The organism is Prevotella sp. P5-92, from assembly GCF_002251245.1.
Lineage (GTDB): Bacteria > Bacteroidota > Bacteroidia > Bacteroidales > Bacteroidaceae > Prevotella.
Map to the genome: position 1 here is coordinate 95,133 of NZ_NPJG01000001.1, position 20,073 is coordinate 115,205.

At 49.3% G+C, this 20,073-nt stretch carries 9 protein-coding genes and 1 pseudogene; 1 reads left to right on the forward strand and 9 read right to left on the reverse strand.

What is annotated here, in order from left to right:
* Positions 1-908: 908 nt before the first annotated feature.
* From CIK99_RS00355 to CIK99_RS00380, 6 genes and pseudogenes are all read right to left on the reverse strand, one after another.
* Positions 909-2,696 (reverse strand): annotated as a pseudogene (locus tag CIK99_RS00355) (arabinan endo-1,5-alpha-L-arabinosidase); the annotation flags it as partial.
* Between the two features lie 15 nt (positions 2,697-2,711).
* Positions 2,712-3,173 carry a T9SS type A sorting domain-containing protein gene (locus CIK99_RS00360; RefSeq protein WP_144007844.1) on the reverse strand — a complete coding sequence of 154 codons (462 nt, stop codon included), beginning with the start codon at positions 3,171-3,173 and terminating at the stop codon, positions 2,712-2,714.
* A gap of 121 nt (positions 3,174-3,294) precedes the next feature.
* On the reverse strand, positions 3,295-5,067 hold the full coding sequence (locus tag CIK99_RS00365) for a hypothetical protein (RefSeq protein WP_094378610.1): 1,773 nt from the start codon (positions 5,065-5,067) through the stop codon (positions 3,295-3,297).
* Positions 5,068-5,164: 97 nt separating this feature from the next.
* A complete protein-coding gene (locus CIK99_RS00370; protein WP_094378612.1) occupies positions 5,165-6,916 on the reverse strand; it encodes a RagB/SusD family nutrient uptake outer membrane protein in 1,752 nt (583 codons plus the stop codon).
* 33 nt (positions 6,917-6,949) lie between these two features.
* Positions 6,950-10,156: a TonB-dependent receptor gene (locus CIK99_RS00375; protein WP_094378614.1), complete on the reverse strand. Its 3,207-nt coding sequence runs from the start codon at positions 10,154-10,156 to the stop codon at positions 6,950-6,952.
* Between the two features lie 135 nt (positions 10,157-10,291).
* Positions 10,292-13,258 carry a two-component regulator propeller domain-containing protein gene (locus tag CIK99_RS00380; RefSeq protein WP_094378617.1) on the reverse strand — a complete coding sequence of 989 codons (2,967 nt, stop codon included), beginning with the start codon at positions 13,256-13,258 and terminating at the stop codon, positions 10,292-10,294.
* 254 nt (positions 13,259-13,512) lie between these two features.
* On the opposite strand from CIK99_RS00380, the gene CIK99_RS00390 reads away from it, so the two are divergent.
* A complete protein-coding gene (locus CIK99_RS00390; RefSeq protein WP_254047664.1) occupies positions 13,513-14,649 on the forward strand; it encodes a glycosyl hydrolase 53 family protein in 1,137 nt (378 codons plus the stop codon).
* On the opposite strand, the gene ispF is transcribed toward CIK99_RS00390, so the two are convergent.
* The 3 genes from ispF to porU all read right to left on the reverse strand — a co-directional run bounded on the left by ispF (position 14,646) and on the right by porU (position 20,073).
* Complete coding sequence (ispF, locus tag CIK99_RS00395) at positions 14,646-15,134, reverse strand: 2-C-methyl-D-erythritol 2,4-cyclodiphosphate synthase (RefSeq protein ID WP_094378624.1); 489 nt, start codon at positions 15,132-15,134, stop codon at positions 14,646-14,648. The genes CIK99_RS00390 and ispF overlap by 4 nt on opposite strands.
* Before the next feature lie 196 nt (positions 15,135-15,330).
* Positions 15,331-16,488 (reverse strand): type IX secretion system outer membrane channel protein PorV, encoded by a 1,158-nt coding sequence (porV, locus tag CIK99_RS00400; RefSeq protein ID WP_094378626.1) that lies wholly within the window; start codon positions 16,486-16,488, stop codon positions 15,331-15,333.
* A 39-nt stretch (positions 16,489-16,527) separates the two neighbouring features.
* Positions 16,528-20,073, reverse strand: coding sequence for a type IX secretion system sortase PorU (porU, locus tag CIK99_RS00405; RefSeq protein WP_094378629.1), 3,546 nt, complete (start codon positions 20,071-20,073; stop codon positions 16,528-16,530).

Genomic DNA, 20,073 nt, shown 5'->3' on the forward strand with positions numbered 1-20,073 from the left:
CATCCCGATGAGAGAGTGCGCCCCAGACGTAAAGTTAGTTTGCTTCGGCTTCCCAAATCACTTTGGCGTCCGAAACAGCGGAATTCTTTCAGACTTCCCAGTCTCATTATCCGTGATTTGAACCAAATTATTATAAAAAAATGATGTTGTATGCCAATCTTATTGGGTGCAAAGGTACTACATTTTTTTGAATTAGCTATAATTTTTATTCAAAAAATATATTAAGTGATGATAAATTTATATCTTGATATGCTTTTTGAAGCGTATTATTGGATAGTTTCCGAAAAAAACGGGAGCCAAACTCTCGTTCAGCTCCCGTCATCGTTAGGTCATTAGTTAGCAGGCGCTATTGACAGCGCCGAATTGTCTATCTCAAACCACGAGCCGTCGCATACGAGGAAGGCGCGTACAGGCTGTGTGCCATCTCCGCAATTAGGCATTGAGAATGATTCCGTATATACATTATTGGCTGTAGTTGTTGTCACGGCATCCACACTGATGGTAGAACCTTTTCTGGATACAGTCAACTCAACTGTCGCTCCATCCATATCATTCATAAAGGTTTCCCAATTGTAATTGCTTGTCAATGAGAAGCCGGCATCTGGATTGGCCATCGTATTGCCCGTAGGCCACCAAGCATAGTTGTCGGCACGCAGAACAAAGTACTCAAGATAACCTGTTCCCTGACGCTCCACGTCATTAGTCAATGCAATCACCCAGTTGTTCCAGTTATTACCCTTGGAAGAATGGTTGACAAACTTCAGTTTCAGCTCATTGCCAGCGGGAATAGTGTATGAGTCAGAGAAAGCAGACCAGAAACCGGAAGAAAAGTCCTGTGCACCAACAATCTGAACATTATTCTCCTCTTCGTCTTCATCGGCCTCATCTTCGTCGAGCGGTCCTACCCACTTGCCCCAATATGTCCTTTGGTTACTTGTAGTGTTATATTTACCGTAACCGGCATACACTATAGTTGTCTTGCGTGGAGTAGCTTCCCAGTCAACCTCGCGTGCGAGATACAACTTTGTATTATTAATAGTCAATACATTCTCTACAGGGTCAAAACTCCATGCATAGCCTTTGTTCCAACCATCAAGAACTTTATGATCAGCACCAAGAGTCATTGACACAGAATTCTGAGCCACACCATATTTATATTGAATAGATATATGCTCCCATTTGCCTATGAGTTCTTCCTCTGTGATTGGAGCCTGTGGCACTGCACCATATCGCTCGGGCATCACGATAGGCCAGCCAGTGTCAGTCCAACGTATGGCACGCACACCACCCAACATAACTGCGTTGCTATAGGCATTGCCGTTATAATCGGCAGGGAAACGCTGCTGAGAAGCATAATACCAGTTGCCATTGCCATCCTCAAATACGGCACAGTGACTGATACCCACCCAACTATGGTTACCTCCAAGCTGATAAGGATGAGTGACTATGGGGAGTGCATCACCACCCTTATTTGTTACATCTACCCCATTCATGCTCTTATATGGACCATCGATATTCTCTGAACGCACTACACGTGTGTTATATGGAATATCCAAACCATCGTATGCCATAAAGAGATAGTAGTATCCATCATGATAGATAACCTCGGGAGCCTCAGAGCCTTGCCAGCGGCTGCTCATTTTTCGTGTATATACTCGCTTGCCGTATGCTGCCTCATTCTCTGGTCCCCATGGGTTGCCTTGTTCAGCCTTGGTCTTACCAGTCTCGGGATTGATTTCCACGGCAGCAAAACCGCTATGCCATGAACCGTAGATAAGCCAGTGCTCTCCTTCTGGAGTGATGATATATGATGGGTCAATGGCGTTGTACTTATAATAGCAACTCTCCCAAGCAGTTGGAGAAACATAAATCTTAGAGAGGTCACGGTCGGAATAGTTGGTGATTACATATCCCTTGTCTTCCCATTTAGAGAGGTCGGAAGGATCGGTTGTTTCCATTACACCGATGAATGCTCTCTCGCCCCATGATGTCTTGGTTGGATCAATATATCCTGGACAAGTTATACAATAGTACATGCGATAGAGTCCGTCCTTCACCTTGCGTGCACATGGTGCCCAATATCCAAACTGCAGGTCATCGCTGAAATTGGCTGTACTGTTTTTAAGTCCCATAGCCTTGCGTATCTCGTTGAGCTTGGGCTGCACCCATGATGGCAAGCCATACATTGTGGCACCCATATACTCCCAGTTGACGAGGTCCTTGGAGCGGCGGCACTGGAAATGTCCGTGTTTGTTGCCCTGAACGTCCTCATGATGTGGATTTCCATATCCTGCATCAGTGCAATACATATAGTAATATCCATCCTCGGCAAGCATCACCGACGGGTCATGAATATTTGCGAGATTCCACTTGGCGCGATCTGACCACGAACTACCTGCTGAGATATAATAGTCGATATATGATGGCGACTGATATTTCACGAGTTCGAGGTCGATCCCGTCAAGGATGGATGCACTCTTAATATTCGAGATGTCATTGTCTGAAGAATATTCACCATTGGCATCAGTAGTGGCTGACCACTTGTCGGCATCGCCTTTCTGCTTGAAATACAATTTTCCACCTACAGTCTGCGCCGAGCCGTCCTTTTTCTTAATCACGAGTTCTTGTGCCGAAATGGAAGCAATTCCCATCGTGCACATCAATATCAAAGAGAGGATTTTCTTGTTCATAATCACTTCAGTGATAAATTGTTATTTCTTTATGAATTTCACAGTGGTCTTACCCACGTTAAGCATATATACACCAGAGGCAAGACGAGAAACATCAACGTTTGTATGGTCGCCGCTTGTCACTGTCTTTACCTTAACAGCACCATCCGTAGAGACAACTGTAATGGCCTGACCTTCCTTACATCCTGTAATAGTAAGGTTAGCTTCAACTACGTTCGAGAGCAGAGAGATTCCGTTTTTTACCACGGCACTTGAAATACTCGTAGCGTCGAGTTTTGCAAAACTCACCTTGGTTACATCCTCAATAGTGCTATTGTCGGTCTTGACAATGCTCATCGTAGAGCTGCCGTCAGTATAGAGGATATATGCCAATTGGTTCATAAACACAGATTTACCATCCTGCGTAGTCATTGCCCATTTCAAGTCGGCGGCATTTGCTGCAGTAGTGCATAGCAGGACAAAAGCCATTAAATAGTTTCTCATAAATACTATCTGTTTGTTGTTTATATTATACAATGAATATGAAATTGAGAGAGAGGCCCGCGGGGTTAACCGCGAGCCTAAAACCTCTCAAAAAAGTCATATCATATTCTGTAATGAATGATTATTCAAATACAAGGTGACAACTGTCAACTGTGAATGAAACAAACAAGTCGCTTGGTTCCACGTAACGGATACCGAGATAGTACTGGATATAGTCGATACCGTCAGTTCCGTGCATAATGCACTGAATATCTGCTGTTCCGTTATTACAGTTGGTAACCCATACAGTACACTTGGCACCATTCATTGCTGCGAGCCATGTAGCCCAGTCTGCCTGACCACCAGAAGTCTGGAGATAAGGATTGCCATCATATCCGGCACCCCATCCGTAATTGTCGGCACGAACTACGGCATATTCAGAAAGGTCTGCCCTGCGCAGGATAGGCACAAAGTTGTTCCAGTTTCCACCGAGAGTACTATAGTTAGTGAAATTAAATTCGCGAGTCTCGCCTGCAGGAACGTTGATGTCCTCAGCATGAGCACCCCACCATCCAGTTGAGTTATCCTCTGCACCTACAATAGTTGTAGATGGTGTAACCTTTTTGCTGGCAGAAACCTCAATATTCACATTTGTCTCGAAAGTCTTGCCGTTGGCAGAAGAAACAATCACCTTGGCAGATCCCGGAACAGCAGGAATTGTAGAGAACGACAGCTTGGAGTTGTCGATAACAGCAGTTGTTCCATCGGAGTAAGTTGCAACCACTTCCATACCTGTCGGGTCGAATGTCAGATAGCGACCTTCCATTCCGTCTGTAGCGTCAGAGTTGTAGAAGTAATAAGTGTTGCGAACAGGAGCCTGAGTCATAGCAATAGATGCAATCTCATTAACCACCTTGAACTTGGCGTATGCCACGATAGGCGCACTGCAATTCTCACCCTTAAAGGTCTTGTTGTAGATAACGATGAGAGTTTTCTCACCTGGCTCGTCCATATCAGGAATAGCTGAGAAAAGGAGTTCAGCAGCAGGAATAACCTTTGTTACGCCTTCCTCAAACTGTACAGTAGCAGAAATACCAGCAACGGCATCCTCAAGTGATGTACCCTTAACAACTTCGTCAGGAACATTCTCAAGTGTCATCGACAATGGGTTCTTGTCGAGTGCAGAAGTGAAGCCGCCGATTGGTTCAATGTTTGCAGCGAGAACGTTGATATACGAACCCTCTGGCACGAGGAATATACGAATATTGGTGTTCGACTGGTCCTCGTTGAGGTTTGCGAGCGGGGTTTTCTGCTTGTAGGTCTTCACTACAGTACCGTTCGACATTGTTATATTAAACGCTGAAGGGTCAGTACGGTCGATAGTGATTGTTACCTTGCCGCCAAGCTTGTCAACACCAGCATCAGTGTCGGTGTTGAAGGTGAGTGTACTCTCAACGCAGCTGCGGTCGATATAATCACCCCACTCAGAGTTGCCTGAAGGCTGGTTGTCGTAACGGATGGCACCATACTCAATATAACCTGCACCGCCACGGTCAACATCGTTGGTGAGGATCATGGCGAAGTTCTTGTATGTGTTTGAGGCACTTGGATTGATGTTCAGGTTGAACTGAAGGTGGAACTTCTTTCCGTCAGGTATTACATAGTATTTTGAAAATTCAGACCACCAGCCTGAGGAGAAATCTGTGGCACCGACGGTGTAAACATCTTCTTCCATGCCTTCGAGCACTTCCTCTTGCTGATTTTGGTTCTTGGCGTTCTCGATGGAGTCAATCTTCTCGGAGATCCAGTCGGGCGAGTTGACGCTGTAAAGGTCGCCGCCCTCACATCCCGTGAGCACAAGCAGCCCAAGGGCCGCTGTGCAGAATACGGATGATAATTTATTTAGATATTTCATAATGTTTTATTTTTTTGTTGACAAGTTAACGAGTTGACAACTACATAAGTTGTTTGTTGTCAGGTTAACGTGTCTATAAGTTATTTACCTTATATTGTTATTTGCTCAAGTCAACCACCGGACGTACTTTCCAGCCGCGGCCGAAGAAGTCGGTTGAGTTGTCGATACCATCGTTGGCAGAGTTGCCCTTGAGGTTTGGATTGGCGTTGAGTGTACCCTGATAGATTGGCAAGTACTCGTGACCTGGGAGCCAGCTGTCGTATGAAGACTTAACCATTGGGTCGGTGCCTACCTCAGAGTAGCTTACAGGAGCCTTCGGGTCGTCAAGTGTCTTGCGGAATGTTCCGTGTTCCTTCAGCTGCTGCAGACGGTCTGCAGAATAGAAGAATCCCCAGCGGAGGAGGTCGAAGCCACGACCGGTTTCACAGCCGAACTCTTTTGGACGCTCCACGTTTGCAATCTGCTCAAACAGTTTGTCGGCAGAAGAGAAGTCGGCGAGCTTCAGGTCGTTAAGGTTTGCACGACGGCGCACCTCGTTAATCCAGTCAATAGCCTGCTGTGTAGGTCCGTTCACCTCGTTCTCGCATTCAGCGGCACGTAGCAGCACGTCAGAGTAGCGCATCAGTCGGAGGTTGATACCGCAGTGAAGACCTGTCACCACCTTGTCAACGAGGTTAGTACGCAAGTTTGTCCACTTTGCGATAGGCAGACCGCCATTGAGGTTGTTTGTCACAACGATGTCGTTAGCCGACATTGGCTGCGAATAAGCCACGTTTCCATTCTCAAAGCCTTCCCAGTCGGCTTCGTATGTACCGATGGTCCAGTAAAGACGTGGGTCGAGGGTACCGGTCTTTGTGCGCTCAGCCTTGAACAGGTTGTAGAGCCATGGAGAGGCAGAGAGGTCAGCCCAGCCGCCGTATGCTCCGGGACAGAAGTTTGACTCTATGGCGTGTCCCTGTGTAGCGTTAGGAGAAGTGTTCACCGGTGTCCACTCGTCGTCAACACCCTGTGAGTCCTTGTCGAGGAACTGAACCTCGAAGAGGCTCTCGTCGTTGTTCTCGTATGCAGAGCCTTCACGGAAGTTGTCGCCGTAGTTAGCCATGAGCTTGTATGTACCATACTTCTTGTTGATGATGTCTTTCAGCACGGCAAGAGCCTCGCTGAACTTATGACGCTGCATGAGGGTGCGTGCATAGTAGCCAGCGGCAGCACCGCAGGTGGCACGTCCCTTGGCCCATTCGCCTCCGGCATCGCGTGAAGGCAGCAGGGTCATGGCCTCTGAGAAGTCTTTCTCTATCTGGTCAACAACCTCGTCGTAGGTTGCGTTTGTTCCATACAGACCGTCGAGCGACGAGTAGTCGGCATAGTTTGTGATGAGCGACGGGGTCTGGTAGTAGTTCACGAGGTTGTAGTATGCCAGTCCGCGGATGAAGAGGGCCTGTCCCTTGATGCGCTTCATCCTGTCTGAGAGGGCGGCATTGTCGTCGCCGGTGCGTGAGAGGATGAAGTTGGTCACGTTGATGGTGTAGTACCAGTCACGCCATGACCACTGTCCGATTTCGTCGGTCACAGGCTCGTTGAGGTCGTCGAACGGCATGTACCATACCTGTGAAGAGTTCCACACTTCGTCGCCGCGGCACACGTCGATGTTGTAACCTACACGTGCGTATGTACCCTCCATACGGATATGGTTGTAGGCAGCTATTACGCTCTCCTCCAAGTCGTCGGCAGTTTCGCCGAACGTACTTGATGTCTGCTGGTTAGGGTTTGTAATGTCCAGCTTGTCTCCACACGAAGAGAAGGTGCAGAGGCCCATCATGAGGGCAAGTGAATATTTATATAGTTTCATATTACTATTCCTTATATTATATAATGTGTAAGATTAGAATGTGAAGTGCAGACCTGCCATGAAGCTACGTGCGCTTGGGAAAGAGCAGAAGTTGTAGCCAGGAGTGAATGTACCGCCTGCATAGTCAACATTGTAGCCCTTGTAACCGGTGAAGGTATGGAGGTTCTGGGCAGATACATATACGCGAACTCCTGAAACATAGTTGCCGAACCACTTGTCGGGCAAGTTGTAGCCAAGCTCTACATTGGCAATCTTCCAGTAGGCTGCGTTCTGAATCTTGCGTTCGCTGAAGAGGTCGTTCCATGCCAGTGTGGCGTTGTTTGCTGCGTAAGTGCGTGGAACGCTTGACAGGTATGTGGTACCATCCTCCGACCAACGGTTTGCATCGCCCATTGCTACGTCCTTGTTTCCCCAACCATAGCAAGAGTTAAGGCTGTTGTAGATGTCGTCGCTAACGTGATAGTTAAGAGCACCGAAGGTAGCCACGCTCAAGTCGAAGTTCTTGTACTCGAAGCGTACGTTAAGACCGAAGTTGATCTTTGGCAGACCGCTGCCAAGCACTGTCCGGTCGTATGCGTCGATCACGCCGTCGGGTTCTCCCTCTGGACCTGAGATATCTTTGTAGAGGCAGTCGCCAACATTGGCTCCTGACTGAGTGGCGTGGTTGTCGAGGTCAGCTTGTGTGCGTGCAATACCTTCATAAACCCATCCGTAGAACTTACCGATTTCCTGTCCTACCTCAGTCTTGTAAGCACCTTCGATATATGAATCAGTACCGAATCCAAGTGAAGTGACCTTGTTGTTCAGTGTACTGAGGTTTGCTCCAATCTGATACTTGAAATCGTGGTCGTTGTTGCGATATGTAGCAGAGAACTCGAAACCGCTGTTTTCCATTGAGGCGGCGTTCATTGTCACTGTGGTGTTGCTTACACCAGCCTGTGCAGGAACTGGAACAGCATAGAGGAGGTCCTCAGACACGTTCTTGTACCACTCGAAGGTGAACTCCAAACGGTTGCGGAACATTGCCACGTCGATACCCACGTTGGTGGTCTTCTTCTTCTCCCATGCAAGGTTGTTGTCGGTGAAGGTAGAAACAGCAGAACCTGTTACAGGTATATTGCCGAAGCTATATGTCATGTTGTTGCGGTTCATGGTGGTCTGGAACATAAATTCACCGATGTTCTCGTTTCCGAGCACACCATAGCTACCACGAATCTTAAACATGTTCATCACGTCTGGTGTGAATGGGAAGAACTTTTCCTTATCTACACGCCAACCTACAGATACTGAAGGGAATGTACCCCAACGGATGTTTTTTGAGAGGCGTGAGCTACCGTCGCGACGTACTACAGCAGAAAGCAGGTACTTCTCGTCGTAGTTGTAATTGATACGTCCGATGTAAGAAGCGATGGCGTGCTTATACTCATAAGAAGAAGAGTAGGTGCTTGCGCCATTCTGGAGCTGGAGGAAGTATGGCTCTGGGAAGTTCACTGCCCAGCCAGTCAGCTCGTCGGTGTATTCCTCCTCGTATGTCTGACCTACAACGACGTTCACATGGTGTTTGCCGATGGTGCCGTCGTAAGTAAGTGTGTTTTCAATCAGGGCGTCGGTATAGTCGCGCGAACCCTTTGTCAACTTTTCGTTGGACTTGTCGAGATATACACGGTTGCTCTGTGCCCATGCTGCAATCCAGGTGAAGTCCTTGCAGTGTGTCTTGCTGTAAGAGAGGTTGATGTTGTAATGGAGCGAGTGATTCTTTAACTTCAGTCCAACCATGTCAAACAGGTCAACATCAGCAGAAGCTGTACCTACGAAACGGTCAACCCTAGTGTTTCGCTGGAGCATGTTGTTGACGAGCAGCGGGTTTGACGCCGAGATATCGCCGTGGATGTTGTCGTAGTAAACACCATATCCATAAGCGTCGTACTTGTAGCCGTTGGCGAGACCCACCTTGTCGTCGAGAACCCAGGTGGATTCGTCGTACGCCTTGATGGTTGGCTGCATGAGCAGTGTACCGCGGAGCACGTTGGTAACGTCTCCATAGAGACCCTGTACATACTCAGAGGCATTCGAAAGACCCATGTTGTCCTGGTCGGAGTGTGAATAAACGAGGCTTGTGCGGAACTTGATGAACTTAGCATCCATGGTATTGTTCACACGTGCAGTGTAACGCTCGTAGTTTGGTCCTGCTCCCTCGAGTGTTCCCTTCTGGTTGAAGTAGTCGAGAGAGATGTTATATGTACTATGGGCACTACCGCCGCTGAGGTTCACGTTATGGTTCTGACGAGTGCCAGTCTTGAACACTTCCTTGAACCAGTCGGTATTGGTGTTGTCCATAAATTTGTACTTGCCTGTGGTTGGGTCAAGAGAGTATCCACCGGGGAGAGTTGTGCCAGAGTTGGCACAAGCCTGACCGATATAGTTGCTGTACTGGTCGGCGTTCATCACGTCGTAAACACCGTCAGAAATCTGGTCGATACCGAAGTAACCAGAGTAGTTCACCTTCAGAGGCTGGTCTTTCTTACCGTTCTTGGTGGTGATGATGATCACACCATTGGCGGCACGCGAACCGTAGATAGCACCTGCAGCAGCATCCTTGAGCACCTGAATGGTCTCGATATCGTTAGGAGAGAAATCGCGGATGGTTGTACCCATTGGCACACCGTCGATTACATAGAGAGGAGCGGTGGAGCCGAAAGAACCGATACCACGGATGCGAACCGATGGGTCGGCGCCAGGCTGTCCGTCAGATGTGATCTGCACGCCAGGCACCTTACCTTCGAGCATTGTAGAGATGTTGGAGTTAGAAACTTTCTTGAGTTCATCCGCATTCACGATAGATACAGAACCCGTAAGGTCTGCTTTCTTCTGCACACCATAACCTACTACAACCACCTGATCGAGCACGTTAGTGTCAGAAGTTAATTCAATAGGTTCGAGCGCTGCGCGCCCACGTACTGCAATCTCACGGGTTTTGTAACCCATGTAACTCACGATAAGAGTAGCATTGCTCTTACAATCGATAGAGAAGTTTCCGTCGAAATCGGTGATGACACCAGTGGCGGCATCTTTCAACCTTACGGTAGCACCGATGAGCGGTTCACCATTCTCATCAACAACTTGTCCCTTGACCTTGATGGTCTGGTTCTGTGCTACGGCGGCAAAAGTAGGCAGCGGGCAAATAGCAGCTCCGCCGACAGCACCTAAGCATAGCAACATGGAGAATAATTGTTTCTTCATTTTAATTCATTTAGGTTTGTTTAATTAGGGTTAATTTTCACTTTTTGGGTGCAAATTTAGCGGTTATTAGGTCTAACGAGGTGGAAAAACATGCAATTTAGGTGGACAAAAGCGTCTATTCGCTATTTTTTCACTCTATTTTGTCATAGAGTCAACGTAAGAAGACGGACTGATTCCGTACTTCTTCGTAAAGCAGCGTGTGAAGTATTTAGGATCGTTAAAGCCCACGCGGTAGGCAATCTCGGTGATATTGCGTATTCCCTCGTTATGTGACAGCATCTCGCGGGCAATGTTTAGTCGGTAGTCTTTGATAAACTGAGACGTGGTCTGGCCGGTCTCGCTCTTCATTTTCTTTACAAGCAGACTGCGACTCATACCTAACGCGTCGGCAAGGTGGTCGCCGTCCAGCTCTGAATTCATATATTGCTCTTTCATAACCATCATGAGGCGATCCAAGAACGAGCGGCGTTTTGAGGCTTCTTGTTGCTGGTCCTCCTCAGCTATGCGTACATAGTTTTCGTGATAGCGTTTCTGATTGTCGAGAATCTTGCGTATGCGCTCTTGTGTCACTTCGGGGTTGTCGGAGTTTTCGAGCGCCTCACGTATAGGAGTGAGCAGACGTAAAGTCTCCCGCTCGCGTATCACTGCCATGCGCCTCTTATATAACAAGGTGGCGACTATCGTGATGCATATCATCACAAGAAGCAAGAACCACCACGACTTCCAGAAGTAAGGCAACACTCTTACCTCTATACTTGCTGTTGCCACCTCGCTGCCAGAGATGGCCGACTGATACTTCACCTCAAAGGTGTATGTGCCAGAGGGTAGGGCGGAGTAGCGGACAGAGTGCTCGCCGGGGCGCATGCGAGTCCATTCGCGGTCGAGTCCTTTCAGACGGTAACAATATACACCCTTGGCGTCATTGCCATAGCTTAGGGCCGAGAATGAGATGCTGAACGCCTTGTCAGACTCATGCAGGTTGATTCTTTTTGCTACAGAGATATCGGTGTCGAGATAGTCGCTTTCTGCAGACACTATCTGGTTATCGACGACAAGGGTTGTAAATACAAGACGGTTGTCGGTGTCAGACATCTGAGTGGAACCATAGATGACAGACAGACCCTTGTCTGACCCGAGATAGATTTTCGCACCAGCCACAAGACAGGAATTCCAATAGAAGCATGACGACAACAACCCGTCAGACTGGTCGAAGTTAGTGAAGGTCTCTTCCTGCGTGTCGAATACCGACAGGCCGTTGTTGGTAGTGATCCATAGTTTGCCGTTTTGGTCTTCGCCAATGCCTTTTACTCCATTATTGGCAAGGCCGTTTTCCATAGAGTAAGCCTTGAAATGCCATTCGCCGTCGTCGCCGCGTGATGCCTTATATATACCATATCCGTTGCTGCCTACCCAGATATAACCGTCCTTGGCTTGACAGAAGCACGTTATCTTGTCAACGATCTTGGCATCGGGTTGGTCGAGCTTAAACATATAGCTACGATGTGTGAATTGGAATTTTGCCTTATGATTGCGTTGGGTCAGATCAATAATTCTCATTCCAGTCTGGCTGCCTATCCATAGCAAGCCATTGCTGTCAATGAGTGAGCCAATGCATCCCCGTACCTCAAGACATCCCTTGAAAGGCAACAACAGCGTTCTCGTCTGGAAATCGTAGAAGAATAGTCCGTCGTTGGTTCCTATCCACATGCCGTCGTTATATTTGTCGTAGGCAAGAGCACCAACATGGTAAAGTAGTCGTTTGTAATTCTCCGCTACGTCAAGATGATAAATCTCATCAGGATTGTCGAGCATGAGAATATCGACACCGCCGCCCCAGGTACCAATCCACAGTCGTCGCCTATTGTCGGCTGCGAGAGTGGAGACGGCGTTGTGAACAAGGTTGCTGTTCTGTGTAGTGAAGTGCTGAAACTCCGATGAAATGGGCTCTTTTTGATTTAGACCGCCATCCACTGTTCCCACCCAGAGCGTACCGTCAGGTTCCACGTACATGGCGTTAACGCAATTGGGCGACAATGTCGAGGGATTGTCGGTGTGGACATAGTTGTTTATCTTCAGTTGTTGCTGAGAGAACCGATAGATGCCAACCGTCTCTGTTCCTATCCATACCACGCCAGGACGCACAAGAATACAATGTACGAAATCGCCTGTATGTCTTCCTACGACCGATGTGTCCCAAGGTGTAAACGTGCCGGCAGTGACATCAATAGTGAACATGCCGCCCAGTGTGCCAGCCAACAGAAGGTCGTCGTTAGACACAGCTAACGAAGTGACATAGGCTATGCCATTTAGTCCGAAACTGCTGCTGTCGTATGTCCGTACCGTCTTGGTGGAAGGATTATAGCGGAAAAGTCCGATGTTTGTTGAAATCCAAACCTCGCCGCGATATTTTATCATGTCGGTGACATAAGTGTTGTTGATAATATCAAGACTGCTTGATATCTTGCTTGCAACAATATTTCCTTTCTTGGCTGTGAATAGCATTAACCGTCCGCCAGAGGAAAGCCATACAGACCCGTCGGAGTTAATGTCGCGTAGGTGTACCTCAGGAGTGTTGCTGGTGTATTTTCCCGTGTTAATATCGCAAATATTGCCCGTTTCATCGAATGAGAATCGATAGATATGGCTATTGGTGAGCAGCCAGATATTGTCTTTCGTGTCGCGATAGACGGCGACTGACGGTTGCGAAAGAATCTTGTTGATGTCGCCTACCTTTGATGTTATTTCAGCCTTCTGATAGCTGTTGAGGTCGATCACGTCGGTGCCTTCGTCAAACGACACCCAGAGGCGTCCGAACCTGTCCTCCACCACATTTCTGCAAGAGTTGCTCCGGAGGCTGAGACGGCGGTTGCCAAAAGTAAATGAGAGGAACGAATATCCGTCGTAGCGCGTCAGTCCGCCGCCGTATGTGGATATCCATATAAACCCACGGGTGTCTTCATAAATGTCGTTGACAAAGTTGTGTGGCAAACCGGCATGCATGTCGAGTACGGCGAGGTTGCTCCTCGCGTCGAGCGATTGTCCTTCCACCTTATTTATATAGGCAAGAAACATACATAGAAAGAACGTAAATAGATGTCTCATTCTCGTTGTCTTTGGTTACACGATGGGTTTGTCGCTTGCAAATTTATATACTTTTCTGCAAACGACAAAATATTTTGCCATTTTTTTTATTAGGAATAAAACTGTCACCAACAGATTTTACAATCCTCGAGGGTAATTTTCCCTTAAACAACAGAAAAGCGTAGAAAAATTTGGTGCTTACAAAAAGAATGTTTATCTTTGCATTATCTCTGAAGACGAATAAAGAGTAATTACGAACTAACTTGAAATAACGAATGAAAAAAACATTTTTATTCATTGTCATGACAGCCATTGCCATTGGCGGCTGGAGCCAGAGCATACTCTCTGAAGTGTTTAACCTGCCCGACGTAAGGGAAAGGCTCTTGGGTGGCGACGCGTCGTTGTTGCCTTCTTACGAACAGAAGGGCACCGTGTATCGCGATGCCGAAGGGAATGCTGTGGGTGCGCTCGACTTTTTCAAGCAAAACGGATGGGACTGCATCCGTGTGCGCCTGTTTGTCGATCCAAGCAAGGCTCCAGGCATTAATAAGGGCGAGGGCGTGTGTCAGGACATCGACTATGTGGCAAGATTCGGCAAGCAGATAAAGCAGAAAGGCATGAAGTTGATGCTCGACTTCCACTATTCTGACACTTGGGCTGACCCAGGCAAGCAGTTTATTCCTCACCAGTGGGCTACTCATACCGAGGAGGCTCTTTGCGACAGCGTGTATGCGCACACTAAGGCGTCGCTGATGAGGATGAAGGCAGCGGGAGCCGAACCTGAACTGATACAGGTGGGCAACGAGATAACCAATGGTATGCTTTGGCCAGTGGGAAAGATAAACCACAACGAAAGCGACAATTGGGACATCCTGTGCCGCATGATTGAAAGCGGTACTAAGGCTTGCCGTGAGGTGTGTCCGAGGTCTAAAATCATTATCCACACCGAGAAGGCTGGCAGCTGGGCAATAACGAAACGATTCTACGAGGAGCTACGCCGTCACCGCAACGACTACGACATCATTGGTCTGAGCTACTATCCGATGTGGCACCGCAATATGGGTGTGTTGTCGGCAACGCTCGATTCCTTAGAGCGTTACTTCCCCTTCAAGGACGTGATGATCGTGGAGACCGCCGCATATTATTCGCACGACAACGACCCGTGGTCGAAGCCCGACACATACTCTGAGTTCTATCCCATCTCTGTTGACGGACAGACGATGTTCACGAAAGAGCTTGTGGCAGAACTCCGCCGTCATAAGAACGTGACAGGCCTGTTTTGGTGGTTCCCCGAGGAGAACGCGTCAGGGAAGGAAGTGACCAAGGGCAACCTCAACCGCGGACTGTTTGACAACAAGACTGGCTGTGCGCTGCCGTCATTGCGGGAGTTACAGAAGTTTAAGACACGTTAGTCAGACTGGCTTTTTTCAATAAGCACGGTTGCATAAGCACTTATTCCCTCTTCACGACCGGTGAAACCGAGTTTCTCTGTTGTCGTGGCCTTGATGGAGATGTCGTCCTCGTCGCATCCGATCACGTCGGCGAGACACTTCTTCATCGCGGGAATATGCGGGTTCATCTTTGGCCGTTCGGCACATATGGTGGCGTCGATATTTCCCAATTTATATCCTTTGGTGGCTATTAGTCCGATGGTTTTCTTCAGCAGTATCTTGCTGTCGATGTCGAGAGTGGCGGCCGAGGTGTCGGGGAAGTGATAGCCAATGTCGCGCATGTTGGCAGCGCCGAGAAGAGCGTCGCAGATGGCGTGAATAAGCACGTCGGCATCGCTATGTCCCAAAAGTCCGAGCGAGTGGTCGATTTTTATTCCTCCCATCCACAAGTCGCGTCCTTCTACCAATTTATGGACGTCATATCCGAATCCTACACGTATCTTCATCTTTTTTTGTTTTTTAGTTGTTGCTTTCGAGAGCCGATTTGGTATGTCTTGTTGAAAATCACACGAATACCGTGGTTTTATGGCAGCGTTGGAGCAATTAATCGGGCTGCGGTCTTACATGAAGTAAGATCCCACATCGGCGGGTATTGGAGTAATTAACTTGTCAACTTGTTTACTTGTCATCTCGTCAACCTCCTTATCTTCTGAACAAGTCTTTTATTCCATCCATGTCAAACGCCAGTGTGAAGCGTAAAGTCTGGTCGAGCGGGTTGCTCTGCGCGGTGGAGATGACATAACCCACGTCGAGCGAGAACACGTTCATCCTGAAGCCGCCGCCGACGGTGAAATACTTTCTGTTGCCCTTGTTCTGGCTCTCGTGGTGATAACCAGCACGCAGTGAGAACTGGTCGTGATACACATACTCAGCACCCACACTCCACTGTATCTCTTGCAGTTCTTCCTTGAATCCGCCAGGCGCATCGCCAAAGCTCTTGAAGATGCCAGAGATAGCGCTCACGTCGCTGTATTCGCGGATGACGCGTTCCTGATAGTCGGCAGAGCTCTCGCCCTCTTCCTGTCTTGGCACTGTGGGTACGAGGAGCTTGTTGGCGTCGGCATTGATAGAGAAGCGGTTATACTCGTCAACAGGCACGAGGAGCGACAGACCGAGTCGCATGTTGGCTGGAAGAAACTGGCTGCGGTCGTCGCCGTAATAAGAAATCTTACTACCTACATTGCTGATATTGAGACCGATGCCGAGCTGACATTCACGGCTGCCCATGTTGAAATAGTTGTTGTAATACATGGCAAGGTCGGCGGCAAAGGCAGATGCTGGAGCCGAATCCTCAGAATAGTCATAGCGCAAGTCGGAGTAGATCCATCTCAAGGCGGCTGCCATGGAGAAGTGTTCGCTCAACATGAGCGAATATGCCACGTCGAGCGACATCTCATACGGATTGACCGTCATCGACTCGTCCAAGGTGATAACCTCACCCAGCGAGAAGTAGCGGAGCGAACCCGACACGGCGCTATAGTCGCCTATGCGATAGTAACCAGCGAGATAAGCGAGGTCGATATCGTTGACGAGCTGACGGAGCCATGGCGTGTAGTTAAGCGCGAGTCCTGCCCTGCTGATGCAGAAAGGATATTTTGCGGGATTCCAAAACTGCGAGTTGACGTCGGGGTCGGTGGCCGCGCCCACGTCGCCCATACCGGCCGCACGTGCGTCAGGAGCGATGGTCTGTGATATCACCGCATGTTCCACTTGGTTGAACTCTTGGAGTTTGTCTTCCTGAGCCGAGGTTGTCTCGAAGGCTGCAAAGAGCAGCACCATATATATAATTATCCGTTTCATTCTCTGTTTGTTTATATTGTTATAAACGTAATCTCATGCTTATTTATTGCTTAGGATGATGAGTTTTTTTGCCTTTGTCTTCAGTTCTCCGCCCTTTGTTATCATTCTGACCCTGTAGAGATACACGCCGTTGCCTAATCTGCCGCCACCCGACATGGTGAGATCCCAGTCGAGTGAGATCACGTTTGACGATGGCGTTTCCTGCAGTCGTCTTGTCCATAGCTTGCGTCCCGACATGTCGTATATCTCTACCGTCATGTCAACGTCGCTTCCTATGCAGTCGTGAGTGATGCGGAACGTGGTGGAAGTGGAAGCTGGATTGTTCGTACAGTCGATGTCAAACACCTTTGGCGCAGCGTTTTTGTCAACCCTGAACTGCAGCATCGACACGGTCGAGTTGTTGTAGATGTCCCATACGCGGAACGTCAGCTTATGCTCGCCGTCGGCCAGTGATGGTATCTGGAAACCTACGGTGCCGCTCTTATAGCTGCCGAAGTCGAAGTAGAAATAGTCGTTGAGTGTATAGCTTTCGCTGTCGTCTATGGTAAGGGTCATGTCGTGTCCAATGCCTGCTGCCGAGGTGTTGATGCCGCTCTCGTCGTTGATCTCGGCAATGAAATAGGGCGATGGCGACACTATGTCGCCGTTGGTGAATGCCGCAGAGTTAAGATAGCAGAACACCGCGGGGCCTATGTTGTCGTTGGCGTCGAGCGCCGTGCCCGTAAACGCCACGTCGGTGGTCTGTCCGTTTGCCTGGCGTCCGTCGGTGGAGGCTGCATAAAGGAGTATCTGTCCTGGTTCGTCGCTATATACGATGTCTTTTGGCACGATGAATTCGAAGTTGAAACGTCCGGCGCTGACGCTGTTTGTGCCGCGGAAGAAGACGTTTGTGCGGTCAACATACGAGAATGCCGTCTCAGCACCGTCGGAACTGGTGTTGTTCAGTCGGCAGACGATGGTCTCTTCCGCTCCCTTCACGGTAGCAGTCATCGTGCCGTTGAAGTCGTTGAGCTGTCTGTTGCCGTCAGAAATGTGTCCTGCCACCTTCACCGTCTGTCCCGCCTTCAGCGTGATGAGGTTGTCGCCGGCTGTCGGTACTCCGTTGATGGTGTCTGCCACGACGGTCAGTTCGGGAGTGTGAAGACGTATGGCTGGATCGCCGAGCAGCACGTACTGAAGTTTGTTGATCGAGAGGTCTTGCAGTTTGCCTTCAGACGTTGTGCCTGGCGGCGATACGGTACCCAGTTCCACCTTTGCCTTTCTCACCGCCTCGCCTATGGTAGGCATCTTATTGTCCGTGCCCTTGGTGAAGAGATTTTTTATCGTGGCGCGGTTGATGGTGCTGTTGCGGTCGGCATAGACGGTGCGTGTGGTGCCGAGGAAAGCTATCGACCCTCCGTCGGCATAGCTCATGGCCGTCTCGCCGATGTTGTCCTCTTGCGAGTCGAAAGGCATGATATCGCACGAGGCAGTAAACCACATAGGCAGTCGCGAAGTCTTTATGGAACTGAAGTCACTGAGTTTAAGCACCATCTCGTGCGATATGCAGTCGGCGCGTCCGTGTCCGCTGTAATTCATGAGAAGAGCTCCGTTCTGCATGTATTGTCTCAGCAGCTTTGTCACCTCAGGATATCCGTCGCCCGTAGAAGTGGTGACCATAGGATAAGCGTCCCACATCACTTTCTTCACGTCGATAGACGGTTGCAGGCTGACGAACAGTTGTGCCGCCTTTTCGGCGTCGTTCATGTGCAGGTTGCCGTTGCCGTCGTCGCCCATAAATACCGCGGTGTTCCTCCACGTACCTGTCTCTGAGTCGTTCACGTAGTGCAGGATCTTGTCCACAAGGATTTTCGCCTCTGTAGCCGAGCGTGCCGAGAGTCGTCCTACGGCCACGTCGGGCAGACCCGTATATTGTGTCCCGGTTTTCAGCGCCTCGTTGTCGTCGAGCAAGGCATAGTAGTCGTCGGTGACGAAGCTCTCAACGTGGCTCACCGAGTTTTCGCTTTCAAAACAGAGGATGAAGTTCTTCGGGTCAGCATTCTTCCACATCGATGTCTTCATGCGGTTGTCGAATGCCCCGTCGCCGAAGAGAAGCAAATACTTAGGCATTTCGGCCTCGGTTGAGGCGCGGTCGTAAAGCATCTTCATATATCGTCTGAGGGCAGTGGCGTCAGGCGTGCCGCTGGAGAACTCGTTCCATATCTCGTTCTGCGCCACTATCTTCACTCTCAGTGCGTCGTGCTCCTCGTGGAAGGCTTTCAGCCGTTGTGCCTCGCTGAGCCATTTCAGTCCTTCGGGCATGACGATGACCATGTCGATGCCGTGGTCGGCGTGCAGGTCTTGGTTGGCTATCGGTCCCACATATTCCGCTACCTTCCAGTCAGACGAGGTGAGCTGAGGTCGTTCGGCGTCGTTGTAGGGCATCAGGGCAAGATAGTCGAGGCGTACGTTTCCGTCGGCGTTCTGTTTTATGGTCAAAGTGTCTTTTCCCGTAAGGTCAACGAGAAATGTCTTTCCGCTTATCTTTGCCTCTTCATATTCGCCAGGTTTTGAGAACGAAATGGAGCCAATCATCTTGCCGTTGAGTGATACGTCGAGCGACACAGCCCTGTCGGCCGACAAGTTCAATACCACCGTTCCTGACTCTTTGGCGCAGGAGTTAAGCAAGAACTGCCGCGTGTTTCCACTGCCTATCGTGGCTTCCTCATACAGGTTACGGCCGCCCTGATACCAGGCGTAGTCGTCCACCTCGTAAAGCACATTCTTCTCTTCGGGAGCGGGGTGGAAAGTGTCTATAAACTCATCCTCGGCGAGCGTGGCCACAGCCGTGTCACGCTCGGTGATGAAGTAATAACCGTAGTCAGAGTAAGGGTTACGTATGCGTCCAGCCTCGTTCCAGCTGACTGGTCCGCGGGCAAAGAACAGACGTTTGCCTCCTGCCACACACGATGGCACCTCCTTCAAGTCGTCGTTCTCCCTCAGATAACTGTCTGTAAGCACCTCAGGCTGAAGGTTGCCGCCATAGCCGTAGATAGCCACACGCGAGAGGTCTTTGAATCCCGCCTTTCGGATCACGGTCTCCGTCAGTTCGTGAACGCCCGTTTCCGCCACCCTTATCTTCGCCCACTTGCCGCTACTGAGCAGCGAATGTGAGGCGTAGCGCAACGACTCCTCGCCAGCGCGGGTCTTGGCGCGCATCGACGGCCGTCTGTGGAGCGTCAGTTGGTAGCTGACTATCTTCTTCCATTGTCCGTCGCGATAGACCACAGGGATGAACGACGCTCTCAACTTTGCTTTTTTCTTTTCCACGCCCTTGCTGATGATGATCTCGGGTGAGGCAGGAAAGGTGTCGGAGGTTATCCTCTTTAGCCTTCTGATGTCTGACGATGTCATGTTGAAAAATGTGGGATAGTCTATCGTCACATAGTAGTCGCCATCAACATCGTCTATGTCAAACACTTGGCTCACCATGGGCAATGCGTCATCTATCCTTACCTCTTGCGCGGTAAGATTTCTGATCGTCTGACTGAAAGAAAACATGCAGACGAGCGAGAGGATGATGACGGAAACAAATCTTCGAGTCAT